The 26,077-nt window shown below is 45.1% G+C and carries 28 protein-coding genes and 1 pseudogene; 17 read left to right on the top strand and 12 right to left on the bottom strand.

Translation table 11 applies throughout. From position 1 onward, the window contains the following. Positions 1-65 precede the first annotated feature (65 nt). From HOP45_RS18490 to HOP45_RS18470, 5 genes are all read left to right on the top strand, one after another. The gene (locus tag HOP45_RS18490; RefSeq protein ID WP_181350869.1) at positions 66-824 is read left to right on the top strand and encodes an aminoglycoside adenylyltransferase domain-containing protein; all 759 of its coding nucleotides are present in this window, start codon (positions 66-68) and stop codon (positions 822-824) included. A 37-nt stretch (positions 825-861) separates the two neighbouring features. Next, positions 862-1,071: a hypothetical protein gene (locus HOP45_RS18485; RefSeq protein WP_181350868.1), complete on the top strand. Its 210-nt coding sequence runs from the start codon at positions 862-864 to the stop codon at positions 1,069-1,071. A 36-nt stretch (positions 1,072-1,107) separates the two neighbouring features. Further along, complete coding sequence (locus tag HOP45_RS18480; protein WP_181350867.1) at positions 1,108-1,566, top strand: GNAT family N-acetyltransferase; 459 nt, start codon at positions 1,108-1,110, stop codon at positions 1,564-1,566. A 37-nt stretch (positions 1,567-1,603) separates the two neighbouring features. Then, positions 1,604-2,296, top strand: a complete 693-nt coding sequence (locus tag HOP45_RS18475; RefSeq protein ID WP_181350866.1) for an alpha/beta fold hydrolase — start codon at positions 1,604-1,606, stop codon at positions 2,294-2,296. A 90-nt stretch (positions 2,297-2,386) separates the two neighbouring features. After that, the gene (locus HOP45_RS18470; RefSeq protein ID WP_181350865.1) at positions 2,387-2,938 is read left to right on the top strand and encodes an NUDIX hydrolase; all 552 of its coding nucleotides are present in this window, start codon (positions 2,387-2,389) and stop codon (positions 2,936-2,938) included. A 310-nt stretch (positions 2,939-3,248) separates the two neighbouring features. On the opposite strand, the gene HOP45_RS18465 is transcribed toward HOP45_RS18470, so the two are convergent. The 7 genes from HOP45_RS18465 to HOP45_RS18435 form a co-directional block, all read right to left on the bottom strand. Continuing rightward, entirely contained in the window at positions 3,249-4,124 is an 876-nt protein-coding gene (locus HOP45_RS18465; RefSeq protein WP_181350864.1) for a vanadium-dependent haloperoxidase, read from the bottom strand. A gap of 150 nt (positions 4,125-4,274) precedes the next feature. Next, positions 4,275-5,744 carry a betaine-aldehyde dehydrogenase gene (gene betB, locus HOP45_RS18460; protein ID WP_181350863.1) on the bottom strand — a complete coding sequence of 490 codons (1,470 nt, stop codon included), beginning with the start codon at positions 5,742-5,744 and terminating at the stop codon, positions 4,275-4,277. A gap of 16 nt (positions 5,745-5,760) precedes the next feature. Continuing rightward, a complete protein-coding gene (locus tag HOP45_RS18455) occupies positions 5,761-6,294 on the bottom strand; it encodes a chromate transporter (protein WP_181350862.1) in 534 nt (177 codons plus the stop codon). 5 nt (positions 6,295-6,299) lie between these two features. Continuing rightward, positions 6,300-6,884: a chromate transporter gene (locus HOP45_RS18450; protein ID WP_181350861.1), complete on the bottom strand. Its 585-nt coding sequence runs from the start codon at positions 6,882-6,884 to the stop codon at positions 6,300-6,302. Between the two features lie 4 nt (positions 6,885-6,888). Further along, a complete protein-coding gene (locus HOP45_RS18445) occupies positions 6,889-7,890 on the bottom strand; it encodes an NAD(P)/FAD-dependent oxidoreductase (RefSeq protein WP_181350860.1) in 1,002 nt (333 codons plus the stop codon). 21 nt (positions 7,891-7,911) lie between these two features. Beyond that, a complete protein-coding gene (locus HOP45_RS18440; protein ID WP_181350859.1) occupies positions 7,912-8,271 on the bottom strand; it encodes a Rieske (2Fe-2S) protein in 360 nt (119 codons plus the stop codon). Positions 8,272-8,274: 3 nt separating this feature from the next. Beyond that, positions 8,275-9,345, bottom strand: a complete 1,071-nt coding sequence (locus HOP45_RS18435) for an amidohydrolase family protein (RefSeq protein ID WP_181350858.1) — start codon at positions 9,343-9,345, stop codon at positions 8,275-8,277. A 552-nt stretch (positions 9,346-9,897) separates the two neighbouring features. Between HOP45_RS18435 and HOP45_RS18430 the strand changes: the two genes are divergently transcribed. Together HOP45_RS18430 and HOP45_RS18425 are read left to right on the top strand one after the other, a co-directional pair. Further along, positions 9,898-11,430 carry a BCCT family transporter gene (locus tag HOP45_RS18430; protein WP_181350857.1) on the top strand — a complete coding sequence of 511 codons (1,533 nt, stop codon included), beginning with the start codon at positions 9,898-9,900 and terminating at the stop codon, positions 11,428-11,430. A gap of 189 nt (positions 11,431-11,619) precedes the next feature. Then, positions 11,620-12,093, top strand: coding sequence for a GNAT family N-acetyltransferase (locus HOP45_RS18425; protein WP_181350856.1), 474 nt, complete (start codon positions 11,620-11,622; stop codon positions 12,091-12,093). A gap of 36 nt (positions 12,094-12,129) precedes the next feature. On the opposite strand, the gene HOP45_RS18420 is transcribed toward HOP45_RS18425, so the two are convergent. Both HOP45_RS18420 and HOP45_RS18415 read right to left on the bottom strand, forming a co-directional pair. Then, the gene (locus HOP45_RS18420) at positions 12,130-12,612 is read right to left on the bottom strand and encodes a DUF4188 domain-containing protein (protein WP_181350855.1); all 483 of its coding nucleotides are present in this window, start codon (positions 12,610-12,612) and stop codon (positions 12,130-12,132) included. 11 nt (positions 12,613-12,623) lie between these two features. Then, positions 12,624-13,166: a PadR family transcriptional regulator gene (locus HOP45_RS18415; RefSeq protein ID WP_181350854.1), complete on the bottom strand. Its 543-nt coding sequence runs from the start codon at positions 13,164-13,166 to the stop codon at positions 12,624-12,626. Positions 13,167-13,317: 151 nt separating this feature from the next. Between HOP45_RS18415 and HOP45_RS18410 the strand changes: the two genes are divergently transcribed. Then, positions 13,318-13,812: an NUDIX hydrolase gene (locus tag HOP45_RS18410; RefSeq protein ID WP_181350853.1), complete on the top strand. Its 495-nt coding sequence runs from the start codon at positions 13,318-13,320 to the stop codon at positions 13,810-13,812. Between the two features lie 13 nt (positions 13,813-13,825). Beyond that, the gene (locus HOP45_RS18405) at positions 13,826-14,308 is read left to right on the top strand and encodes a DinB family protein (RefSeq protein WP_181350852.1); all 483 of its coding nucleotides are present in this window, start codon (positions 13,826-13,828) and stop codon (positions 14,306-14,308) included. Here HOP45_RS18405 and HOP45_RS18400 read toward each other — a convergent pair. The 3 genes and pseudogenes from HOP45_RS18400 to erm all read right to left on the bottom strand — a co-directional run bounded on the left by HOP45_RS18400 (position 14,301) and on the right by erm (position 17,310). After that, positions 14,301-15,227 (bottom strand): prenyltransferase, encoded by a 927-nt coding sequence (locus HOP45_RS18400; RefSeq protein WP_181350851.1) that lies wholly within the window; start codon positions 15,225-15,227, stop codon positions 14,301-14,303. The genes HOP45_RS18405 and HOP45_RS18400 overlap by 8 nt on opposite strands. Positions 15,228-15,364: 137 nt before the next feature. Then, entirely contained in the window at positions 15,365-16,321 is a 957-nt protein-coding gene (locus tag HOP45_RS18395; RefSeq protein WP_181350850.1) for an L-lactate dehydrogenase, read from the bottom strand. A 148-nt stretch (positions 16,322-16,469) separates the two neighbouring features. Continuing rightward, positions 16,470-17,310: pseudogene (gene erm / locus HOP45_RS18390) on the bottom strand (23S ribosomal RNA methyltransferase Erm). 675 nt (positions 17,311-17,985) lie between these two features. On the opposite strand from erm, the gene HOP45_RS18385 reads away from it, so the two are divergent. The 8 genes from HOP45_RS18385 to HOP45_RS18350 all read left to right on the top strand — a co-directional run bounded on the left by HOP45_RS18385 (position 17,986) and on the right by HOP45_RS18350 (position 25,779). Continuing rightward, entirely contained in the window at positions 17,986-18,720 is a 735-nt protein-coding gene (locus HOP45_RS18385; protein ID WP_370458066.1) for a DeoR/GlpR family DNA-binding transcription regulator, read from the top strand. 4 nt (positions 18,721-18,724) lie between these two features. Then, positions 18,725-20,047, top strand: coding sequence for a four-carbon acid sugar kinase family protein (locus HOP45_RS18380; protein WP_181350848.1), 1,323 nt, complete (start codon positions 18,725-18,727; stop codon positions 20,045-20,047). 19 nt (positions 20,048-20,066) lie between these two features. After that, positions 20,067-21,050 carry a 4-hydroxythreonine-4-phosphate dehydrogenase PdxA gene (gene pdxA, locus HOP45_RS18375; protein ID WP_255437757.1) on the top strand — a complete coding sequence of 328 codons (984 nt, stop codon included), beginning with the start codon at positions 20,067-20,069 and terminating at the stop codon, positions 21,048-21,050. Between the two features lie 28 nt (positions 21,051-21,078). Then, a complete protein-coding gene (locus HOP45_RS18370; protein ID WP_181350846.1) occupies positions 21,079-22,110 on the top strand; it encodes a 4-hydroxythreonine-4-phosphate dehydrogenase PdxA in 1,032 nt (343 codons plus the stop codon). A gap of 22 nt (positions 22,111-22,132) precedes the next feature. Further along, entirely contained in the window at positions 22,133-23,122 is a 990-nt protein-coding gene (locus HOP45_RS18365; protein ID WP_181350845.1) for a Bug family tripartite tricarboxylate transporter substrate binding protein, read from the top strand. A 58-nt stretch (positions 23,123-23,180) separates the two neighbouring features. Continuing rightward, positions 23,181-23,702, top strand: a complete 522-nt coding sequence (locus tag HOP45_RS18360) for a tripartite tricarboxylate transporter TctB family protein (protein WP_181350844.1) — start codon at positions 23,181-23,183, stop codon at positions 23,700-23,702. Positions 23,703-23,728: 26 nt separating this feature from the next. Next, positions 23,729-25,216, top strand: coding sequence for a tripartite tricarboxylate transporter permease (locus HOP45_RS18355; protein WP_181350843.1), 1,488 nt, complete (start codon positions 23,729-23,731; stop codon positions 25,214-25,216). A 74-nt stretch (positions 25,217-25,290) separates the two neighbouring features. After that, positions 25,291-25,779, top strand: coding sequence for a cupin domain-containing protein (locus tag HOP45_RS18350; protein ID WP_181350842.1), 489 nt, complete (start codon positions 25,291-25,293; stop codon positions 25,777-25,779). Positions 25,780-26,077: the final 298 nt, after the last annotated feature.

Raw genomic sequence — 26,077 nt, 5'->3', positions numbered from 1 at the left:
AAAAAATTTCCTCTTGTTCCATCATGAACAAGGGGATTTTTTGCTAGAATGGGAGGGGGAAAGTAATGCATGTACACTTACATACACTAGTAGAGGAAATAAGCACGAGTTTGGCAGGTAACCTTACAGGGCTCTACCTTCACGGATCTCTGGCTATGGGCGGGTTTAACCCGGAAGACAGCGATATTGATTTGATTGGGGTAGTTGAGAAAGCTTTGACCGCACAGGAAGCTAAAAAGCTGACAGCCTTGTTTTTACGCCGCTCCAATCACCCCTTCCCTATAGAGGTTAGTATTCTCAATAAGGAACAACTGGAAAATTGGCGTCATCCCAGCCCATTTGACTACCATTTCAGCGAACATTGGAGAGACCATTATGAGAAGAGCCATGAAGCCTTGATGCATGAACAGCTGACAGATACCGACTTAGCTGCACATCTCACAGTCGTGAATGAGCGAGGTATCTGCTTAACAGGCGCAGCCATTCATGAGGTGTTGCCGCAGATTCCTCGTGAGCACTACTGGGATTCTATTCTGGGAGATTACCAGAGTTGCCTGCAACAGATTAAGCATGACCCCGTCTACTGCACCCTTAACGTTCTGAGGGTTTACCGTTATTTAAGTGAAGAAGGCGTATATTCGAAGCTTGAAGGCGGTGAATGGGGGCTCCGTTATTTACCTATTAAATACAAGCCGGTTATTCAAAACATCCTGAGCCGGTATCAAGGACGAAAAACGAGTGAGTGGGTGGATGAAGGGGCGCTGTTGTCGCTGCGTGATTATGTTCAAGCGCAAGTTGAAGAATTAATGAACAGGTCATGTTGAATGGTTTTGAGAAAAATTGGGAGTTGGAGGATCTACAGTGGAAAAAGAAACAGAACGTCAAATTTTAAATGAACTAAACAATATAAATCAATCATTACAAGATATGAATGAAAAAATCGATAATGACAGTAAACCACCCTCTATTATTTGGGACATTATAAAGTCTTTGCTCATAGGCGTTTTCATTTTAGGGCCTGCTTTAGCTGTTGTTGTAGGTATTTTTCAAATTCTGGCCAGTTGGATGTAAAATTATAGATTTTTGTCTAAAAAGGGGAAGGGAAAAATGACATTAAAATTGGATCCAATGACTTCAGGGGAATTCCAAGACTATTTAGGTTTTGCAATTAAACATTTTGCAGAAGAACACATTAAATCTGGTAATTGGAAGCCGGAAGAGGCATATCGGAAGGCAGCAGAAGAATATGAAAAGTTGCTCCCAGCAGGACAAGACACGGGAAATAATTATCTATTTACAATCCGGGATGGAAGCAAAGAAGTTGGAATGATTTGGCTCGCACACAAAACACATGAGAAAGGCTTTATTTATAGTATTCATATTTGGGAAGGCAATCAAGGAAAAGGTTATGGCAAAAAAGCGTTGCAAGAAATTGAGGTTATAGCCAAGAAACGCGGATTGAAAAGTATAGGTCTACACGTCTTTGCACACAACGCTATTGCACGAGATTTATATGGAAAATTAGGCTACATAGAAAAAAATATTAAAATGGAAAAGAGTTTATAAGTCTCAAATTTAAATAGTAGTCGCTAGGAGGGGGACATTGAGTAGTGAAATGCGGGTTTTAGTCGAAAAGAAAGAAGGATTAATAGAAAGTAAAAACGACAAAACTTACTACGAGATCCATACGCCATGCAATAACTTCGATGATTCAGCTCCCATTATACTATTGGCTGGTGGCCCTGGACTCTCCTTTACCACGTTAACCCCGTTGTTTAATTTAGCTGAACGAAGACAAGTCATAGGCTATGACCAATTAGGAAGCGGAAAAACAACGCGGTCCGGACATTTCAGCTCGTTACATATAAAGGATTTTATGGAACAATTTAATGCGATCGTGTCAGAATTAGCTTTAAACAAATTCCATCTTCTGGGTCATTCTTGGGGTACAATTTTAGGCGCAAACATTGCTTTGGAATATCCAGACAAAACAAAGAGCCTCATATTACATAGCGGTATTGCTCACTGGCAAAAGTGCCTGGAGGAAAGAGAAACGTTTGAAAAGGCGCATCTTCCTGATGAATTGCAACAGTTTATGAAGATCGTAAGAGAAGGGTATAAACCTTCCTCGAAAGAAATGGAAAAGTTTACAAATAAGTGTAACAGGCTATTTTATTGTAGAGTCGAATACCCTGACTATTTATTGCAAGCATTAGAAGATTGCAGCATTCCGCTCACTATTCACATATCGAAGAAGAATTGCGTTCCTTCGTCATGCTGGGGTTTATCTTGTTGAGTCTTAATAATATCAACGCCAACTTAAAGAGGCTTATGAATGAGCGAAAGGGTAACGATAAATAACATTAGATAAGGAGGAGGCTTACGAATGAGTAAGTGGAGGACGTTAGAATCGAACTATGTGGTTAATTCCCCATTTGGAAACATAAGAAAAGATACGTGTGAACTGCCAGATGGAAGAATCATAGACGATTACTATGTGAATGAATATCCCGATTGGGTGAATGCGATTGTTCTGACGAAGGCTCACCAGGTGGTACTTGTGCAGCAGTATCGCCAGGCAGGTGAGGACTTTTTTTTAGAGATCCCAGCCGGGAAACCAGAAGGCGAGGAGCCAAATGACCATGCAGTTATGCGGGAAGTCAGAGAAGAGACTGGTTTTGTTTCTGAACAGGCTCCCCATTTACTAGGTGAATTCTTTGTAAACCCCGCTACCCAAACGAATAAAGTCATCTCGTACCTTATAGTGGACGCGTACCATAATTACGAACAGGAGCTTGACCCGACTGAGTTTATCGATGTTCATTTGGTCGATCTCGATGAAGTCGAGGGAATGATTGCTCAACAAGATATCCAGCAATTTTTTACCGTCAGTGCTTTTTATATGGCAAAAGCGTTCTTAATGAAACATAACGGCTAGAGCAGTTGTTTGACGCTCTAGCCGTTATGTTTAGGGATTAAGATAGGATTGACCACAGATTAAGTGAGCTTCGGCTCCGCATGGGCGGTTTTTCGTCTTACTTGGGCGATTCGTCCTCGCATGGGCGGTTCTGCGCCTGCCTTGGGCGATTTTGCACTCAACATGGGCGATTGTGAACTCTATTTGGGCGGTTATCCCCACTGCTTGGGCAATTCGTCCTCGCATGGGCGGTTCTACGTCCACCTTGGGCGATTTTGCCCCCAGCATGGGCGATTCTGATCTTTATTTGGTCGGTTATAGTGCCCCATCATTAAATGTAGAGTCTCGGATGCGAAGGGCCATCAGTATGGGGGCGCTCCGTTTGAGCCGTTCGTGAACTGCAGGAGTTGTCAAACTCATACGGAATGCCCTGGGTGTAAGGCGGTGGCTGCAATTCAGCTTTTAAATCGGTTCGGAATGGTGTGTCGATGCGATTCCCTTCTTTATCGCGCTGGCGTGCCAGTTCTTTGGTAATGATGGTGCCAATTTGTCTTCCTAATGAGAGGCCTTCATCATTATCAATCGGGAAGTGTACGCCGCCGTATAGTCGGGATATTGCGTCTTCTTCGGCCAGGGCTTTTAGGCGTTTGGCTTCGCCTGGGAAAAAGTAGCTTAAAATGGTTTCGGCGCAGCCGGAGATCGAGGCGTGCCCTGATACATAGGTCGGGAAGCGTGGTGTGCATAGCACGGGCGCTAGGGATGGGTCATATTGATTCGGGCGGGCGATGTTCCACAGGTACTTATAGTGCCAGACGACGACGAACGTATCGTTGATGCCTGCCTGGACGGCGGCTAAAACGCGTGCGGCTCGTGTGGGCGTGAGGTTGTATGTGTCAATGAGTCGGTCGATGATCGGGGTCCATTGTTTTGTGGCGGGGCCGGTTCCCCAGTATTTTGCGATCTGGATTTGTTTTTTGGTCAAGTTGGCGATGGTTTCGTGCACGAGGTGTAATTGCTCTCGCCAATCAATGGTATCGGGGTGGCGCACTTTGAAATCGATCGGGCCTCGAGGACCTGCGAATCGGTTGCCGGTTCGTGTTAAATAAAAGGTTGGCCATGAGCCTGCTTCGGGATCGACGGGGTCATGCGGCGGATGGTCTTCGCCGCCATATGGGAGGTCGGACCAGTATAATATATCGTTTACCATACGTTATCACCTATTTTCAATTTACTGTCATCTATTAGTAAATGCGGACGCCATACGATTTGTAAGGGATAATGGCCTATAGAGGAAGTTATTACAAAAATAGACTGCCCGGCATGAGGGGTGAAATCATGCCAGGCAGCCTGTCTGTTATTAAAACCAATGAAGCGGTTGCGGATGGGTATTTTCAAAGATGTGCTTGACTTCAGTATATTCTTCAAGCCCTTGTTTGCCGAGTTCACGGCCGATGCCGGAGGATTTATAGCCTCCCCATGGCGCTTGGGCGAAGTAAGGGTGGAAGTCGTTAATCCATACGGTGCCCATTCTTAATTGATGGGAGACCCTTTCGGCTTTGCGAATATCTGTGGTCCAGACAGCTCCGGCCAAACCGTAAATGGAGTCATTCGCGAGTTGGACAGCCTCTTCTTCGGAATGGAAGCGTTCAATGGTTAAAATCGGGCCAAAGGTTTCTTCTTGTACAATTTGCATGGAAGCATCGCAATCAGTGAAAATTGTCGGTTCGAAAAAGAAACCGTTCTGCAGCTCTGGGTCTTCAGGTCGTTTCCCTCCGATTAACAGGTTGGCGCCTTCCTCTATTCCAGATTTAACGTAATTCTCAACTTTTTCGAGGTGCTCTCGGGATATCAACGGACCTGATTGGGTTGATTCCTCAAAGCCGCTGCCAAGCTTGATTCGTTTGGTGCGTTCCACTAACGCTTCAACAAATTGATCGTGCAAGTCGTCTTGGATAATCAAGCGTGCCCCTGCAGAGCAGACTTGGCCAGCGTGAAAGAAGACGGCGTTCAAAGCTTGGTCGAGCGCGGTTTCGAAGTCGGAATCTGCAAAGACAACGTTAGGGTTTTTACCGCCTAGTTCCAGCGCAATCTTTTTGAAGTTCCCCGTAGCGGCGGTCATGATTTTGCGCCCCGTTTCGATGCCCCCGGTAAACGATATGAGATCAACGGCATGACTTTCAGCCAACAATTGACCGGTTTTCGCTCCGGCACCTAAGACGAGATTGACGACGCCTTGAGGAACGCCAGCTTCTTCAATCAATTCCGTTACTTTAATGGTCGTAAGCGGTGTGATTTCACTTGGTTTAATAACGATGGTATTGCCTGCTGCCAAAGCTGGGGCCAGTTTCCATGAAGCCTGGAGTAACGGGTAGTTCCACGGTGTAATTTGGCCGCAAACGCCGACTGGCTCCCGCACGACTTTACTTCTCGAATCAGGAATAGGAGATTCGATGACCTCACCACCGTCTTTGTCGGCAAGACCGCCATAGTAACGAAACACTTCAGCGATATCGCTCATATCATCCAAACTTTCACTGACGGTTTTACCTGAATCTAATGTTTCAAGTTCAGCCAATTCTTGTTTATCGCGTTCAATCAATTCGGCTATTTTTAAAACAATGCGTCCGCGGTCAGATGCAGGGGTTTGGCGCCATTCGCCCTGATCAAAAGCCGTTCGGGCAGCGTCAATGGCTGCCTGGGTGTCTGTTTCATCCCCTTCAGGTACGTCTGCAATGGCTTCTTGATTGTAAGGGTTGATGATGGTACGTCGTTCCCCGTTCTGTGCATCTAGCCAGGTACCATTGATGTACATCTGTTTTACTTTCATGTCATGACCTCCTTCGTTATATTCCGTAAATGACCATTCCTATAATTCCCGCCAGACTAATGACCCAAACAGGGGAGACCTTTTTAAACAACAACCCTAGTGCTCCAAGCATGATGACATACTGGGAGTAGTCAGCTGATAAGGAAAACAAGTCGATTTGAATACCCATCCGAATGCCGGCATAGAGAATAAGTGCTGTAATCACGGGATGTATCCCATATAAGCTGGACGTTAGAATGTGGGTGTCAGCGTGGCGGGCGATCAATTTGATCAGCACGAGCACAATAATTAAAGAGGGAAGCACGTTGCTTCCCGCTGCGATGATGGCTCCCCACACACCAGCAGTTTGATAGCCAATAAATAAAGCAGAATTCGCAGCAATCGGCCCGGGAGATGATCCGGCGATTGCGATAATATCGGTGAATTGCTGTTGGGATAGCCATTCGTGGTCTCTGACGGCTTGTTCCATCAGAGGGATCATGGCATAACCGCCGCCGAAGCCAAATAAGCCTATTTTAAAAAACTCGAGAAACAGATAGAGCATCGTCATAAACGTTAACCCCTTTTACGGCTCCATAAATGATGCATCCACCCGATTAAACCGCCTCCGATAATCATAAAAACAGGAGATATGGCAAGCCCTACCAGCAGACTGACCGCCAAGATAAACAAAACGGCAGTTAACCGATCTTGAATCGCATGACGGCCAATTTTAAAGGCAGCAAATAAAATGAGCGCAATAATGGCAGGGCGAATACCTTGGAACGCATCCTGTACCATGGGCAGGTTGTGATAGGTAAGAAACAAGTAGGTTAATAGGATAATAATCAGATTCGCCGGTAACAACATGCCGAACATCGCGGCAAGTGATCCCCATACGCCTCTTACAGTATAACCAATATAAATAGCGGCATTGATGGCGATGGAGCCTGGTGCGGATTGCGCCACCGCTAGGATATTGGGTAATTCGGCGCTGCTCAGCCAGTTTCTTTTGTTCACTATTTCACTTTCTATTTGAGGAATCATGGCAATCCCGCCCCCAAAGGTGAGGGGACTGATTTTCAAAAAGCTAATGAAAATGTGAAGCAAATCGTGCGCCCATGTTCCGGATGCGCTGCTTTTATCCCCTTGGAGATGCACGCGTTTATGCTCCGCCTAACACGCGAGTGCTATGAGGCGGCTGGACTTTCGTATCCGGGTCAATGTAATGTTTTGCCTGACTGATGGCCGTGGGAGCTTCGCCGAATCCAGTTGCGATTAATTTCACTTTACCGTCATAGGTGGTGATATCTCCGGCTGCGTAAATACCGGGGATGTTGGTTTCCATCTTCTGATTGACGACAATGGAGTTTTTATCAAGCTCAAGGCCCCATTCTTTAATGGCTCCTAGACTCGATAAAAAGCCATGGTTGACAATCAATGAGTCAACATCAAGGTTCTCGGAAGACTCGCCTTTATTTTCTTTAAGCACGATGGAGTTGATAAACTCTTCGGTGCCGACTAGTTCCTCGATCATCATAGGTGTTTTGACTTGCACGCTGGAATTGTTCAATTGATTGACACTGTGTTCATGGGCTCGGAATTGGTTACGGCGGTGAACGAGCGTGATTTCATCCGCTACTCCTTCGAGCATAAGTGCCCAGTCGACTGCGGAGTCACCGCCTCCTGAAATGCAGACGCGTTGGCCCTTGTGCGCTTCTAAATCCGTAATGGAATAGAACAGGTTTTTCCCTTCATACTGGGCTGCTCTTTCGTGCTTGAGACGACGCGGCTGGAACGCCCCTGCGCCGCTGGTGATCAACACAGTTTTGGCGTAGTGAACGTCTTTAGTGGTGGTGACTTTGAAGAGCTGCTCTTCTAGTTTTTCGACGTTTTGTACGTTTTCTTCCAGGCAATACGCTGGGTCGAATTGATTCGCTTGTTCTTCAAGCTGATGGACCAGATCTTTAGCTAAGACGTTAGGAAATCCGGCCACATCGTATATATATTTTTCCGGGTACAGCGCCATCAGCTGGCCTCCCAGCTGTGGCAGACTGTCGATGACTTTGACGGACATTTCCCGCATGCCGCCGTAGAAGGCAGCAAACAATCCAGCGGGACCTCCGCCAATGATAATGGTATCGTCTATATTTTCTGTATTATGCATGGGTATCACCTTCTTGCGTGGTTATTTATATACGATCACGTCTTCATCTTCAACGCGCACTTTGAAACTTGGAATCTTTTTGTCCGGGTTCGCGAGCATTCTGCCTTCGTTTTTTATATCAAATTCTCTTCCATGCCAGGGGCAGCGCAAAATTTCACCCTGATGACAGTATTGATAATCGCCGGGTTCACTAGATTCAGTGGTGGCACCGCACATCATGCCTTTATCGAGCGGCGCGCCCTGGTGAATACATTGGTTCATAAAGGCGTGAAAATCGCCATCAGGCGTTCGGCAAATTAAAACATTTTGTTTGCCGAACGTCGACTTCATCATTTCACCCGGTTGAATTTCCGACGTTTTACATACAACTTGTTCTTTCATCGATTATCCCTCCTTCGGGTTCGGCAATTTCGGATAAAAGTTCTTGGCGTTATCAGCAAATATTTTTTGCTTCAGTTCTGGGTCCATGTTCGGCAAAGCGCGATCGGGAGCATCGAAGTCCCAGTGCGGGTAGTCTGTTGAGAAACAGAGCATCTCATCTGACCCCATTTGCTCAATCAAGGACATGAATTCTTTTTTCGTCAGCTCCTCGGCAGGCTGTGTTGTAAAGCGAACCTGTTCTCTCATAATGTCACTCGGCTTCCGCTTCAACCATGGGACCTCATGGCGTAAATCGCGATACTGTTGGTCCATTTTCCACATCAAGTGCGGAATGAAAGTGAAACCGGCTTCGATCATGATCAACCCGAGGTTTGGAAACTTTTCGAACACTCCGTTGAACATGAGATTGGTAATCTGCTTCATGTGAGCCGTCGGGATCAAGGTATGCCACTCGATGAAATAGCGCGGCCATTTCCCGTAATAAACAGGCGGCTCATTATGGTGCATGCCGATCATCAAGTTGTGCTTTTCCGCCGCTTCGAAGATCGGATGATAGTAGGGGTCGCCCCACATAATGTCGTCGATCGGAAGCAGGACCTGGACCATTTTAGGATGCGGACCTACGCGTTCAATTTCTTTCACCGCTGCGTCTCGTTCTTGAGCTGCAATGTGAACAGACCCGTAAATGCGTTCATCTTTATCGAGCCACGTTTCAATTTGCCAGTCATTATAAGCCGTTGCTAACGCAGCGGCCATTTCATGCCACCCGTGCATCGATGACGGGGATGGGTCAAGGGCGCTCGTTAGGATGCCAGCTTCATGCCCGATGTCGTCTAACAGCTGCTCCTGCATGAAAGGAAGGTCTGAACCGGCAGGCCGTCCATCAGGCAGTTTAGCGTCAGCCCGGTCAACTCCGGCCACGGATGGCTGAGTATAAGGCATATGTTTTTCCTGAATCCAATGGCAATTAGCAATATAGTGTCTGAACGGTTCCTCCAACCGATCTAGAATATCCTCGTATTGGACACGTTCATGAATGTCAGTATCGATAATGGGAATCTGGTGTTTTGGCAATGTCAATTCCTCCTTGTTTTGTTGACGATACTTTAAATCGTAACAATGCCGTGTGAAGATCACCAAACTCGCTGAGTGGCATTCAGTGGCATTGAGATAGCTCAGTGACGTTCAGTGAAGCTCAGTAACGTTCAGTGACAACTATTTGTTTTTTTTATAAAGTTGGCACTGAACAACCTTTCCCTATGCCGACGCCTTCTCATTGCCGGGCCTCGTTCACCCTCGTAAGAAAGGCGAAACGTTGTCGTACTCTCGAAATCTACTTTATGAATAAACCGAATTTTATCCGTGCGTGATAAAAAATTTATTGTAATTTCTGGTTTTTTGTCAGATTAACAGAGTAAGTGAGATAGAAATGCGTCATGGCGGGGTTTAAAGTGCTCAGCAGATGAATAGAAAAGTGGGGGTCAATCAGCCAATTTCCTTTACAAAAAATGGGGAAGTGGATTTGCAATTCCTAGTTGACGTATGTAACATGTGAAAATGTTGAAGAATTCCGGCTGAAGTACAAGCATTTTTTTCATTAAAAAAATCTATATGAGAGGTGAGTATATGAAAAATGCAACACTCGTTTTTTGGTACGGGCTAGCTGTGTGCGGCCTCGTGGTACTATGGGGGTCAGTGGCTCCGGAGAATTTGCAAAGCGTGACGTCTAGTGCCACCGCGTTTATATCTAATCGATTTGGCTGGTATTACTTATTAATTATTATGGTGATGCTTGCGTTCTGTGTTTATTTGATCTTTTCACGATTCAATAAAATAAAGCTCGGAAAGGAAAACGACAAGCCCGAATTCAAGCTTCCCACCTGGTTTGCAATGTTATTCAGTGCAGGTATGGGCATGGGGCTGGTATTCTGGACGACAGCTGAGCCGATTTCCCACGCCTTCAAAAGCAGCCCGAACGCCGAAGAGGGCTCCGCTCAAGCCATCAAAGAATCACTGCAATTCGCCTTTTTCCACTGGGGCATTCACGCGTGGGCGGTTTACGCGCTCGTCGCATTGGCGCTTGCCTACTTCAAGTTTCATAAAGGGTATCCGGGTTTGATCAGTGCCACACTGAGACCTGTACTCGGGGAAAAACGGATGGCAGGTCCCCTCGGTCAAATCATTGATATCCTGGCAGTCGTTGCCACAGTCGTGGGTGTGGCCGCCACGCTAGGATTTGGTTCGGCTCAAATAAACGAAGGACTTAACTATCTGTTTAATGTTCCAAGTAATTACGGCGTCCAACTGACGATTTTAGTTATATCGACCGTGTTATTCATTTTCTCGGCATGGTCCGGTGTAAGCAAAGGGATCAAACACTTGAGTAACGTCAACATGATCCTTGGATTTGTGCTGATGTTCATGCTTCTTATCGTCGGTCCGACATTGTATATATTGAACATGTTCACCCACTCTGTCGGGGGTTATATTACGAACTTTTTTGATATGAGCTTTCGGATCGCCCCATTAAACGATGAAAATCGCTCCTGGATTAACAGCTGGACAATCTTTTACTGGGCCTGGTGGATTTCCTGGTCACCATTCGTCGGTATCTTCATCGCCAGGATTTCAAAAGGTCGTACGATCAAAGAGTTTATGCTCGGGGTTTTATTCGTACCCGCGATCGTCTGCTTCATCTTCTTTACGGTGTTCGGTGTATCAGCATTGGACATCCAGCAGCAAGGCCTTGAAGCCATCTCGGATTATCCGAAAGAAACCGCTACGTTCGCCGTTCTACAGCATTATCCGCTTGGAGCGCTCATGTCGTTTATCACCATATTCGTCATCGCCATCTTTTTCATAACGTCTGCCGACTCGGCTACGTTTGTCTTAGGTATGTTGTCGACGGATGGGTCAATCAACCCTTCAGGCATGGTGAAAATTTTGTGGGGATTGTGCCTGTCAGCAATGGCTGCGGTCATTATGTACTTTGGCGGGACACAGGGCTTACAAAATGTGCTCATTATTGCCGCCTTTCCGTTCTCCGTGATAGTCCTTCTGATGGGCTACTCGTTCTATCGAGCAGCGAACCAGGAAGTGAAAGTGGAGAAGAGAAAGTTAAGGAAACGAAAGAAAGCAAATGAAGCGCAAGCACAGTAACATAAAACAAAAAGCAGGCCGTCTCAGAATGTTTGAGGCGGCCTGTTTTTTGTTATTTTGTGAGTTCTATATCCCATGCCAAAAAACTTTCCCAATAAAATAACCCCGTGTTAGATGAAACGTTCAGTGAAGGAAAATAGACAGTTCCCGTCGAATTTTACATATGAAAAGGAAAGGTGGAAGATAGATATGACCAAATTGTTAAAACCGATGACAGACGCTGATTTCCAACAATACCGCGAATACGCAGTAAAAAATTACGCCGATGAACATGTAAAAGCGGGAAATTGGCAAGACGATGAAGCTCCTCGCCTTGCCGATGAGCAGTTTCATTCGTTATTACCTGACGGAGTACATACAAAGCAGCATCATCTATTCAAGCTTCACGATGAAAAAGAAGGTGATGTCGGCATTTTGTGGCTCAACATCACGCTTCAGGATGCTTTCATTTATGATATAGAAGTGGAAGAGGTGCATCGCGGTAAGGGGTTCGGCAAAGGGGCCATCCAAGCGGTCGACTCCTTTTGTCGTGCTAATAACGTCAAACAAGTCCGTTTGCATGTCTTCGCTCACAATCAGCATGCGATTTCTCTTTATGAACAAATGGGCTATAAAATGACGGATCACATGATGGCGAAACGGCTTAGTGAATCAATGGATTAAATTATAGTGAGATAGTAAAAACAGTGATCAGAATGGCTAGTATGTTTTATGTGTGTCAAGGTTTTGGCGGGCTGTGTGCAGGGACGGGGTAATGGGGTGATGCCCGATAGCTTTGGCGAGTCCGTATTGCGGCATGTTGGCGTAGATACTTTCATACGATCCTTTTGGTACATTGTACGTTTCATGGTAGATGCCGACCGCATCATTGTTTCTCGCTTTTTGATTGAATCGTTTCCAGGCAGAGGCATGTTTTGGGCCTCGTGCGTAGGCCATTAAGTCTTCTGTGGATCGCCAATACTGGACCATTAACGTGGTACGCAGGCCAAAGAAGGATTCCATCGATAAACATCCATGTTCCTTTTGAATAGAAAGCTCTCGAATCATCGTTGGCATGGCTGCGAACACAGGGAGCCATTTATGGACAGCCCACCGCTTATTGACCCGCATCCCAATGATAAAAACAACGACATCGTCTTCCTGACATGACGTATAACGCCCTGTGAAAATCGACGGTTTCATGGGTACTCCTCCTAATTATTAAAGTATTGGATGGTTTCCTCACACCATTCGATGGCGGCTTGCGTCGTTTTTTTACCGTAATTCAGTGTGATTAACCAATAATCAGCATCCTGTTTGTCAAAGAGCGTTTCGTTGATCATGCGTTCGATCGCTTGATAGGTTTCGTACCGCTCGTGCAGCTTTGCTAAGTATTGCTCTAGATGCATCAGGGTGGTTTCGTGAGGCTGGTGGCGGCTGAAAAACAACTTCAATAAAAATTCGTTTTTTTCTGTTGAAAGGGTCTCCACAGGTGATTGCAGCCATGTTTGCAAAGCTTCTTTGCCAGCAGACGTGATCGCATATTCCTTTTTGTCAGGTTTGCCCGATTGCGCCGTATCTTTTGCTGTTGCCAGCCCTTCATCGGTCAGCTTTTTTAAGGTGGGGTAAATTTGACCATAGCTGATTTTCCAAAAATGGTTTAAACTCCCATCAATCATTTGCTTGATAGAATAGCCAGTATGGCAGCCGGTGGTCAATAGGCCGAGTACAGCGTATTTAGTATGACTTTCTTTCATTACGTTCACCTCCATGTATCAAAAAGATATATATCAGTTAGCTATATGATACATGAAGAAACATAGCGTGTAAAGTCGACATTTTTCAAGAACAGAAAAGAGGAAATACACGAAGGAGAGAGAAGTAAGTAAATAAGGGGGAGGAGATCACATGACAACATCGTATGTGAACTGGGGCACGTCAACTGTTAAATTAACCTGGCATTCTACTCAGGAACTCCCGGACATAGCGAATGTGACGAGCGTTCACGGGGTGTGTTTTTATGAAGATAGCTTGATGGTGATAGATTTGGCAAACAGAGGCTGGGATCTGCCTGGAGGACATATCGAAGCACACGAGTCCCCGCTTGACTGTTGTAAACGTGAAGTCATGGAAGAAGGCTATGTGGAAGGCGATTGTCATCAGCTCGGGTATATTGAAGTTGATCATACCGAAAACCCTGGGTGGGATCATAAAAGCCCCTATCCTAAGGTTGGATATCAAGTATTCTACCGCATGCAGATTCATTACCTCCATCCTTTTAAAGCAGAGCACGAATCACGTAAGCGGCAGTTTATTAACCCCATAGAAATTAATGATTACGCTCATAATTGGCATGATGTCTATCAGCACATATTAGCGGATGCCACATCCGACAAAAATTAATGGAGGTTTGCACATGAGTAAAGTTGCTGAGGTTCAAGAAGGATGGCTGCGTCACAGGCTTGTGCTCCATAAGTTACTTGAACAAATCGGTGATGAACATACCCACTTCAAGCCTTGGGAGGGTGCCTTTTCAATGGGGGAGCTTGGCGTCCATATTGCAACGTCCATGGACATGTTCGTCCAGACGATTAAAAGCGGTGAATTAATGCTACCGGAACATACCCCTGAGTTTGAAACGATGCGCGATGTTCGTCAAATCGTCCACGATTACACCAATTTTACACGCCAGCAGATGGCCTTGATTTCAGATGCTCAATTGAAAACGATCATTGAAATGAATCACTTTTATGCACCAGCAGGGGAGTGGCTCGAAAACGCAAGGGATCATGAAATCCATCACAAAGGCCAGCTGTTTACATACGCCCGAATGACCGGTGTAACCGATCCGCCTTTTTTTATCACTCAGCCTCCTAAAACCTCACCAGATGTTATATGAAAATACCAAGCCACACGGCGTTGACCATTGCTAAAATAAGCAACAGCTTTTCGTAAGCGGATACTTGCTGATGATTATGGATGTCCATCGTTATAATTAAGGCATAAGCCACACCGACAATCACTAACAACCCTACCATTGCCCACAGTCGCTCTACACCCAGCCACAAAGCACATACCCCTACTAATCCAAAATACAATAATGCGGGTAACCGGCTGAAAGGCGTTCCGAATTTATCCGCAGCCCATACGACACTCGTTTGTTTCATCGGTGTTGCGCCTTTATCAGCCTCACGGTCAGGTATGTGATGGACCATCACCCAGGCGACGCAAAACAAAGCGTTGATGACGGCATTTTGCAAAACCCATGTTGGCATAGAGTCTAATGTAAGCCAGGCCCCTGCTAAACCGAGAAATAGAACCGATGGAAACGTGGAGAGCAACTCGCCGATAAACGGGCGGTAACTCAGACGTAACGGGGGAAGTGAGTAAGAGATAGCCCCCCACAAGCCAATTCCCAATAATAGGGCCAGTTTATAATAACCGAATATAATGAACACAAGGGTGACCATGCTTAATAGCACAATGAGTCCCTTTCCCAGTTTCCAGAGGTTGGCGGAGGTAATGAAGCCTGTTTGGATCACCCGGCTGCCACCTGATAATATAGCCGGGCTTTCAGCGTCCGTACCTGATAGATCATCCACATAGTCATTCAGGATATGGGTGAGCACGCCGTGAATGATGAAGGCACCCAGGACTAACATCAAAAAAATCGGGAGCAATGTATCAGCTGTGGCAGGGAAATAGAGGTACAATGGAAGAATAGTCGATATGATGGTGGCCACACTTGATGATATGACGGCGATGGATCGAAGGAGCAGCCAAACTCCTTTAAGTGAGGTTAAGGCCTGATTAGACAATATTTACGCCCCCTTATGAGCAATTTTACATATGTAAGGCTATTCCCTTTTGCAACGAAAATAAAGCCGAAAATATAGAGTGCCGGTTAATTGCCGGCACTCCTATTGTATCAGATGAAACGGGGAGCAAGTGGTTCCTAGCTGGTTTGAACGTGTTGACTGATTATATCTTTTAAAACTGAGGCGCTATGATGGAATTGCTGTTGTTCGTGTGCGTTAAGGGACAATTCAATCACTTCACGGATACCGTGCCGATTGATAACGGCCGGCACCCCGATATAGATATCGTTTTCGCCATATTCTCCATCAAGATGAGCGCTGACCGTCAGAATGCTGTTTTCGTTATGCAGGATAGCTTTCGTAATTCGGCTCAACCCCATAGCAATCCCATAATAGGTCGCCCCTTTTTTCTCGATAATATGATAAGCTGCATCGCGAACGTTAATGAATAGGTCTTCGAGATCTTCCATGCTATATTCGGGATGGTTTTCAATGAGTTCACGTATAGGTGTACCCCCGATGTACGCATGGCTCCATACGGGTAATTCAGTGTCGCCGTGTTCCCCGATGATAGTGGCATGCACATTAGCAGGTGCAATATTAAAGTATTCACTTAATAAGAAACGAAAGCGACCGGAATCCAGGATCGTACCACTGCCGATAACGCGTTCCTTCGGCAGCCCGCTGAATGCCCTCGTTGCATGGGTGAGAATATCTACAGGGTTGGTTGCCACTAAGAATATGCCCTTGAACCCACTCGCCATGACGTGCTCAACGATTCCCTTGAAAATTCCCACGTTCTTTTTCACCAGGTCTAACCGTGTTTCCCCCGGCTTTTGATTGGCTCCGGCACAAATACAGACAATATCGGCATGCTTACAATCGGCGTATTGGCCATACCACGTTTTCGTTGGATGTGGAGCGAAGACTTTTCCATGATTCAAATCCATCGCATCGCCCATCGCTTTATCTTCATTCAAATCAAGGATGACGAGCTCCTCAGTTATGGATTGATTAAGCAAAGAAAAAGCATAACTGCTTCCTACTGCCCCAGCTCCAATGACAACCACGCGATTAACATGTTCCTGTCCCATAGTTGACCCTCCGTTTCTTATTATCATTTGTGAAATATATCACAATTAAAATGTATCCTTTTTTTTATGGAAAGTCAATTTAAATAATAAGGGGATGCTTTAATAGAAACGGCTGTCCTAGAGGATAATGGACAGCCGTGATACTTGTTTAATGTTTCCTAGCCTTTGGCCAGAGAGGGCGTTCAACAAACCGAATCATTGTTTGAAAAACAAGCGCCCATTGTTCACTTGTTTAGGCTTGTAATTGTTGCACCTTCATCTAAGTTTAAATTTCGTTTTAAATGTTTCATTTGCGGGGCTGTGAAAATATTTCTCAGCACAGATTCAGCAGGGGCGTTAGGGTACCTCATGCCATATTGCGCCAACCCCCTGAACGTTTTAGCATGTTTATATGCAATGAGCGGTTTCTTTTTTCTTGTAATCTTAATCAAGCCAGCATCCACTTTTGGAGGCGGGGAGAAATTAACTTTGGAAATTCCTTTTATATAGTGAATATCAAACCACATTTTCCAAGTCAGCACATAAGCATCTTTTACATACGCTGACGTAAATCGTTTTGCTGCGCCTTTCTCCATTACAATGCACCCTCTCTGGAAAGCGCTCGAAGGGTTGCCAAGCAGCATTTTCATAATCGGCGTGGTGATGGCATAAGGAATGTTGGACACAACTACGAAAGGTTCATTCGGTAGGTAGATACTCCTGATATCTTGATGAATGACTTTAATATTTTCCTCTTCCATCGCCTTTCGTTTAAGCGAATTGATAAGCTTACCATCGTATTCCACCGCTAATACGCGGAGCGCTTTTTTATTGAGAGCCATGGTCAGAGCTCCTTTTCCTGCTCCTAAATCCATGACGACTTCATTGCTTTTTATATGAGCCCTATTCACAATTTCATTTACGAGCTTCTTATTATGCATGAAATGCTGGCCGGAAAAATTAGGGGGCTTGCTTCGACCTAACTTCTTTTTATGCTTCTTATTCATCATCACGCCATCCCTTCCAAAATTAAAAATGTCAGGATGTCAGTGATTCAGAGTAAACGGGCGTACATAGAGATGATGAACAGTGACATAGACAAGAGACACGTCTCCTGTCACGAACGGATGAAATTTTTTCCAACAAAAAAGGAAGGTGACTGAGTCACCTTCCTTTTGGTTATTACAGATTATTAAAAAAGGTCAGACTTATCCCGTTTACTCTGTCTACACAAACAGAGCCTTTGAACGTATGAAGTTACGAGTTCAAAGCTAGGGAACGTAGTCTGATCGAATGAATCATTTTTTAATAATCCTCCTTTGATGGGAATGCAGTTTCATTATACAAAAGTTTATGTGGGGCAGCAAGAAGCAGTCCTTTTCCCTGAAATAATGTGAGATGTTAAAAGTGAACATTTGAATTATCATATGAGCTCACTTGTTCCGGATCCTATATGCAACAACACGATTTCCTGCGGGAAACGGCGGACTTCGTTGCTCATCCTTCGCCTCAAAACTCCCTATAAATCACGTTTTCAATTCTATTAATCGACGCCAAATATTAAAATATTTAAAATACTTATTGACATTAACAAACAAAACGAACATAATATAACATACAGAATGTTTGAAATTAACAATGTAAGTGAGTTGATTAAGATGTTGCCACTGGAACGAAGAAGTTGGTTGGAACGACAAGTCCTCCTTAATAAAAAGGTAGACATTGAAGAAATATCTCATCAATTGAATGTGTCCCAGATGACCATTCGCCGGGACTTGAAAGAGTTAGAAAGTGAAGGGAAAGTTATCCGGACTCATGGCGGCGCGATTTCCCCAAAATCACTGACGGAAGAAATGTCGTATTCATCTAAGAAGAGTCAACATAACGCCCAAAAGAAAGCGCTTGCAAAGCAAGCGGTGACACTGATTGAGGAAGGCTCTACGATCATTCTGGATTCTGGCACGACGACATTGGAATTGGCAAAGCTCTTAAAGCTCAGAAGTGATTTAACAGTCGTTACGAATGACATTAAAATTGCGAACGAGTTGTTGGATAGCCCCTTGAAAGTGATCGTTACCGGTGGAGAACTGCAGAAAGGTGTAGGAGCTCTTTACGGTTCAGCGACTCAGCAAATGTTAAACGTCATCCACGCTGACATTTTCTTCTTGGGTGCTCATGCTATTGATAAAGATAACGGCGTGACGGCGCCCACATTTGAAAAGTCTTTGATCAAGCAGATGATGATCAAAGCAGCGGAACGGACATGGTTGTTAGCTGATCATAGCAAATTTGACAATAAAGCTTTTGCGAATGTCTGTGCACTATCACAACTTGAAGGTTTGATTACCGACGATCAAATTGAGGGTGAAATCCTGAGAGACTATGAGAGTAAGATATCAATTTGGGTAGGGGGTGATTGATTCTATGAAAATCGGTGTAGTGGCAGATGACTTAACAGGTGCGAACGGAACAGGAGTCAAGTTGGCAAAACAAGGCTTGCGAGTCGTTACGCACTTTCATACTTCTCGTATCACAGAGGCCAAACAGGATAATATAGCGGTTTGCATCGATACGGACAGTCGTTACATATCTCAAGAAAGGGCGAGAGAACGAGTAGTAGGAACGATCAAAGAATTGCAGCGCTGGGGCGCCGATATCATTTGCAAACGCATCGATAGCACATTTAGAGGCAATATCGGCCAGGAAGTCGATGCATTATTAGAAAGTATAGAATCTGGTGCTGTCGGCATTTTAGTACCCTCGTATCCAGCTTCCCAACGCGTACTTACAGGCGGTTATCTATTCGTCAATGGCGTTCCGCTCCAAGAAACGGATGTTGCAAATGATCCAGTTCAACCCCTGAAGCATTCGTTTTTGCCACACATTTTAAGTGAGCAAACGAAGCATGCCATTGAACTGATCGAAATTGATACGATAAGTCATGGAAGTGACGGGATTGAACAAGAAATTGCTAAAAGGATAAACGCTGGTGCTCGTCTTATTATCTGCGATGCCGTGACAGAGGAGCACATTCAGATGATCGCCAGTGCTATGAGGAAGATAAAAGCGAATCGGCTCGTGCCGATAGATCCCGGTCCGCTCACCGATTATTACATCCAGGAAACCAGAGAACGGCAAGAGCCTGTGCGCTCTCCTAAAATGCTGGTTTCGGTTGGTAGCGTGACGTCTGTTACAAAGCAGCAGCTTGACTACTTGACAAGTGAATTACAGATGCAGCCGGTTTACGTCAAACCAGATCGGTTAGCTACCTACAGTGCAACCTGGGAACAGGAAATCATTCGTGCAACAGATGAAGCGATCCGTGTACTGGAGGACCATTCTCTTATTGTGATTACGACCAATCATCCGGACCATTGCTTAGTTGATTTTAAAGTTATTGCAAAGCAGGAAGGTGTCTCCGAAGATAAGTTGGCCAAACGCATCACGTCAGGTTTGGCAGAAATCAGCAAGCGGCTGCTCCGCCAAGCAAACGGGCAGATCGGGGGATGCTTTTTTAGTGGAGGAGATGTAACAGCTTCCTTTTGTGAACGCGCTGAGGCTGAAGGGATTGTTCTGCTAGATGAAGTCATGCCGCTTGCAGCCTATGGCGAAATAATGGGAGGCGAATTCGATGGGCTGTCCCTTGTAACAAAAGGCGGATTAGTTGGAGACAAACGAGCCATATATGACAGTGTACAATTCTTGAGAAAAAAGATTCACAACAATAGGAGGGTCTTAGTTGACTAATAACATTATAGCTATACCGATGGGTGATCCTGCGGGAATTGGCCCGGAAATAACAGTGAAAGCATTAGAAAAAAAAGATATCTATGATGCTTGTAACCCGCTCGTGATTGGCAATGCAGCTGTGCTGTCCAATGCCAAAGCTTTTTCAGATGTCCAGGTGGATATTAATGCGATTACTTCCGTTAGTGAAGCAAAATTTGAACACGGAACCATTGATGTTATTTCGTTAGATAATATTGATGCATCTACGTTGACCATTGGTGAAGTATCCGCCACGTGCGGGAAAGCCGCCTATGACTATATCAAATTGGCTGTGGAGCTCGCACTGGATGGGAAGGTCTCAGCTTTGGCGACCACGCCAATCAACAAAGAATCCTTGAAAGCCGGTGAGGTGCCCTTTATCGGTCACACGGAAATGCTTGAAGCCTTAGCAGATTCCAAAGATCCTTTGACGATGTTTGAGGTTAGAGATATGCGCATTTTCTTCTTAACCAGACACTTATCCTTAAAGGATGCTATTAATCAAATGACCAAGGAACGTGTTCGAAATTACTTGCACCGTTGTGATGAAGCACTGCAGCGATTAGGTGTAGAAGATCGTACGATTGCGGTTGCAGCATTGAATCCGCATGCAGGAGAAAGTGGACTGTTCGGTCATGAAGAGATAGAAGAAATCAACCCAGGCATTGAAGCAGCTGTGCAGGAAGGCATCAAAGCGGTAGGACCTGTTCCCGCTGATTCGGTCTTCCATCATGCCTTGAATGGTCGGTATGCAGCCGTCCTTTCGCTTTACCACGATCAGGGCCACATAGCTTCAAAAATGACAGACTTTGAACGCACGATCTCCATTACAAATGGACTGCCGTTCTTAAGAACATCTGTCGACCACGGCACAGCATTTGATATAGCAGGTCAAGGCATCGCAAGCAGTGTAAGTATGGAAGAATGTATTAAGTTAGCAGCCAAATATAGTCAGTCTTTTTTCCAAGTGAGTCAAAGTTAAAAACGTGAGATGAAAGGGAGGTTCTTTCATGAAGAATCCAGACACACCTGTTATAGGCCTGACATTGGGTGATGCTACCGGTATTGGGCCCGAGCTGGTCGTTAAAGCTTTTCAAGACGAAAATACCCGAACGTTGGCTTCTTGGGTGCTTGTAGGAGACAAACGCGTTCTCCTGCAAGCTCAAGCTTTAGCAAACTTGACGTTAGATGTGAAAGAGATAGACCGGGTGGAGGAAATTGGAAGAGAAGCGGGCACGATCCATTTGATCGACTTACAAAACATGAACCCGGAAAACTATGAACTTGGCAAGCTTTCAAATGAGTCAGGGAAGGTGACCGGTGAAACGCTGCAGTATGTTTTACAACTAGCAAAGGACAAGCACATTGAAGGGGTCATGTACGCTCCCTTGAATAAGGAAGCTCTCCATCGCGGCGGCCATCATTTTCAGGATGAACTTCATTTTTTCGCCGATTTACTAGACTGCAAGGAAGGGTTCAGCGAAATTAATGTGATGGAAGACCTTTGGGTGACGCGGGTAACCTCCCATATTCCACTAAAAAATGTAAGCGATAACATCTCAAAAGAGAAAGTGATGGAACGAATCCGTTTTGCCCATGATACATTAACGACAGCCGGTTACAACGCCCCGAAGATTGTAGTAGCAGCCTTGAACCCCCATGCCGGCGAGGGAGGAATGCTTGGGAATGAGGAGATCGATTCGATTATTCCAGCCATAAATGAAATGAAAGAGGCAGGGATAAATGTCACCGGCCCTTATCCGGCGGACACGCTATTTTTACGGTTGAGCAAAGATCCATTTGATTGTTTGCTCGCGATGTATCATGACCAAGCCCAAACAGGGATGAAATTATTAGGTTTTAATAAAGGAGTAACGATGAGTGGAGGTTTGCCGGTTACACTGACGACGCCTGCGCATGGCACAGCATTCGATATCGCCGGAAAAGGAATTGCGGATCCGGGAGCAACAAAAGAAGCGGTGAAAATGGTGGTTCAAATGAGTTCAAATAGGAAAGCGTATCAAACTCAGCTTGATCAATAAAATTTAGAGAGGGGAAACTTAAATGACAGCAAAATTGAAAACGCGTTCATTCCTGATGGTGGTGGCAACGTTAGTGCTTTTAGTGACGAGTGCATGTGCAAACAGTGCAGGTGGCAGTGCAAATGGAGATGCGGAGTCTTACCCTGATCAAGAAATACAAGTGTATGTGGGCCATGGACCTGGCGGGGGTACGGATACATTCGTCCGGACGATTACAGACATTATGGCCGACAGTATGGATGCTGATTTTAATATCATCAATAAAGAAGGCGGATCTGGTGTTATCGCCATGCAGACAGCCATGCAGGAAAAATCAGATGGTTACACGTTGGTTGGGGATTCAGCTTATGCTGTAACGACGGCAGCAGGCACAAATGAATATGGCCTTGATGAAGTGAAACCTATTGCCCGCGTTCAAAGTGATACGTACGCCTTGCAAGTGAAGAACGGTTCGTTTGAAAGCATCGACGAATTGGTTTCTTACGCTAAGGAGAACCCTGGAGAAGTTCGTCTCGGAGCCGTAGGGACGATGGGAATTGATGAAATTACAGCACGTCGTTTTATTAAAGAAACAGGAGCCGAAATGAATTATGTGCCTATGGAAGGGGCCGGTCAAATGCATTCCGACCTGCTTGGCGGTCATATTGATGTCATTTTGGAAGAAGTAGGCCCGACTGCTTCCTATATCGAGGAAGGCGAATTTCAACCCCTCGTATTTTTCGCTGAAGAACGGCTCGACGATTTCCCGGATGTTCCGACCACAATTGAAAACGGCTGGGACCTGACGGATGGTGTTGAACGTTATCTGATGATCCATGCTGATGCACCTCAGGAAATTGTTGATTTGTTAGAGGAAGAAGCTAAAAAAGCGATGGAAACAGAAAAATATCAAAAATATGCTGCTGATGCTTACTTAGATTTACGTGATGGCTGGATGGGATCTGAAGAATTTACCGAGAAACTTAAACAGGATATCGAAAAATATGAAAAAATCGTTGAAGACATTAAATAATAGGGACATGCAAAAAAGAAGAGGAGGGCCCCCTCCTCTTCAACAGGGGGCTTAGATTATGAAAGCGAACTTCACCTTGGCCATCATGACGATCTTGTTTTCACTATTTTTCTTAGTCGTTGCCTTGAGAATGCCCGAAACGAATTCATCAACTCCTGTAGGACCGGCAGAATGGCCGATAATAGTTTTAACATTCATGCTGATCATGGGGATCATGTTATTCATTAAGACTTTTTTAGAGGTGAAAAGAGGCACAAACGTATCGGAGGAATCTACTGGACAAGATCCTGAATTGGACGTAAATGCGAAAGAAAAGGAAGGAATGGACCATAGTCACTGGTTTATTTTAGCGGCCATAGCTGCTTATGTGTTTTTATTGCCGATCGTCGGGTTTCTAATTGTGACGCCTTTACTATTTGTCTTCCTGGCGTGGTTTTTAGGCATAAGGAGGATTTCTCATCTGGTTACGATGACAGTTGCTGGAAGCGCGGGATTTCTGGTGTTGTTTATTTATTTGCTCGGCATTCCGTTTCCCAGAGGAACAGGTGTGTTCCGTGCTCTAAGTTTATTTGTTTATTAATAGATTCAGAAAGGAGGAAATGAGTGATGATAGAAGGGATCCTATTAGGGTTGGACAACCTCCTGCAGCCAATTCATTTATTGATTTTATTGGTTGCCATGATGATTGGCTTGTTGGGTGGTGCGTTACCAGGCATCAGCGGAACCATGTTAGTAATCATATTATTGCCTGTCTCTTATGGTTTAGACACAATATCTGCGTTTATCTTGCTAACCACAATTTATGCCTCATCTGTCTTCTCTGGATTAATCAGCGCGATCCTGTTCCGGACGCCGGGGACGCCTGAAGCCGTGGCCACTGTTTTAGATGGATATCCGATGGCCCAGAAAGGCAAACCTGGTCAGGCTTTAGGGATTGGAATATTAAGTTCGGCAACGGGCGGGATTATCGGAACGCTCTTTTTAATCTTTCTTACGCCGTTACTTGCTGCATTTGCGTTGAAATTTTCATCCCCTGAATATTTTGCCTTGGCCGTATTAGGGCTGACCGTGGTCGTCTCGCTAAGTGGCGGGGATTTAATAAAAGGATTCATTGGCGTAGGTCTGGGATTATTCGTAGCGACTTTTGGAATGGACCCTTTAACAGGGGTGGAGCGCTTCACTTTTGGGAGGCTCGAGTTAATCGGCGGAATAGACCTCATTCCAGTGTTGATCGGGCTGTTTGCGATATCAGAGGTCCTTAGGAAAAGCAAAGAGGACCATACCATCCAACAGAAAATGGACAAGATTAAAACGAAGATATTTGATAGAGAGATATTCAAGCGGATAAGAGTAACAATAGGAAGATCTTCTTTATTAGGTGTAGCTATAGGAATTTTACCTGGCGTAGGCGCAACAACGGCGGCGATGGTCAGTTATAGTGAAGCGACGAGATGGTCCAAAAATCCAAAAGAATTTGGCACAGGCGTACCGGAAGGCATTGCAGCCCCTGAGTCTGCCAACAATGCAGGAGCTATGGGAGCCATGGTCCCGTTACTTTCACTTGGGATCCCGGGAAGCGCAACAACCGCCGTTATTTTAGGAGCATTTGTCCTCCACGGACTGCAGCCTGGCCCGATGCTCATGAGTGATTCGCCAGACTTAGTTTACACGATATTTCTCTCTTTGCTATTCGTCAATGTTTTAATAATTTTATTTTCCAAGCCTTTCATTATGGCCTTCTCCAAAATAATGAAAGTTCCTTATTCAGTGTTAGGCCCGGCAATCGTTATTTTTTGTATCATCGGGACGTATGCGGTTCGAAATTCTGTCTTCGATATCTGGATCATGCTCTTGTTCGGGGTATTAGGATTTTACTTGGATAAAATGAAGTTTCCTTTAGCAGCTGTTATTCTTGGTGTCGTATTGGGCCCGATTGCCGAAGAGGAATTTCGAAGAGGATTGCAAATGGCAAATGGGGATCTGAGTATTTTCTTTACGCGTCCAATCAGTGCAACATTGTTAGGATTAGCCCTCCTTGCATTAATCCTTCCTTTATTGAATAGATTTAGAAAGAAAACAGGTGCAGCATCCTGAATGTGACAAAAGGCAGACGGTTTTCTGACTATGTTAGGATATAAGTGTTAGGACATATAATAGGAGGAGACCGTATGAGTGCTGAATACTGGATCGACCGGCTTAACTTGTCAGAGCATCCGGAAGGTGGCTTTTATAGGCCGACTTATGAATCTGGTCGTTGGACAGCGCAGGAAAACCGGGAACGGAAATTGTATACGAGCATTTATTTTCTACTTCGTTCAGAGGACATCTCTCACTTCCACCGGTTACAATCTGACGAACTCTGGTACTTCCATGCCGGAAGCTCTTTAAAAATCCATATGATTACACCGGAAGGAAAGTACGAGGAAATAACCCTGGGATTACATATTGAAAATGGTGAAGTACCGCAGTTTGTCGTGCCAAAGCACACTATTTTTGGGTCGTCCGTGCCTGCGCAGGAGGACTATTCCCTGGTGGGCTGTATGGTATCACCCGGTTTTGACTTTGAAGATTTCGAACTGTTTTCACAAGCAGAGCTGCTGGAACAATACCCCCAGCATAAGGACATCATCATGAAAATGGCCTATGAACGGAAATGACCTATGTTTGTGAGAGTGGGCTAGGACATATCAGTCTTTTAGCTGAGTATTTCGGTCTAATGTGAGATATTTCAGTCCGAGTCCGATTATATCGGTCAATTTGCCCTTTTTATCAGTCGCAAACTGGAAATATCGGTCTAACAGCATAATATCAGCCTAAATCTGCATATATCAGCTGACGCTACTCATTTATCAGCCAGGGTCCGTTAACAACATCTTTACAACTAAAATAAAGCGAACATCAATCCGAGCGCCCCACACCGTGGAGCGCTCTTCTTATGCCCAAATACGACACACC

This window comes from Thalassobacillus sp. CUG 92003, from assembly GCF_013618635.1.
Classification (GTDB): domain Bacteria; phylum Bacillota; class Bacilli; order Bacillales; family Halobacillaceae; genus CUG-92003.
This window is presented reverse-complemented; position numbering and strand designations above follow the sequence as displayed.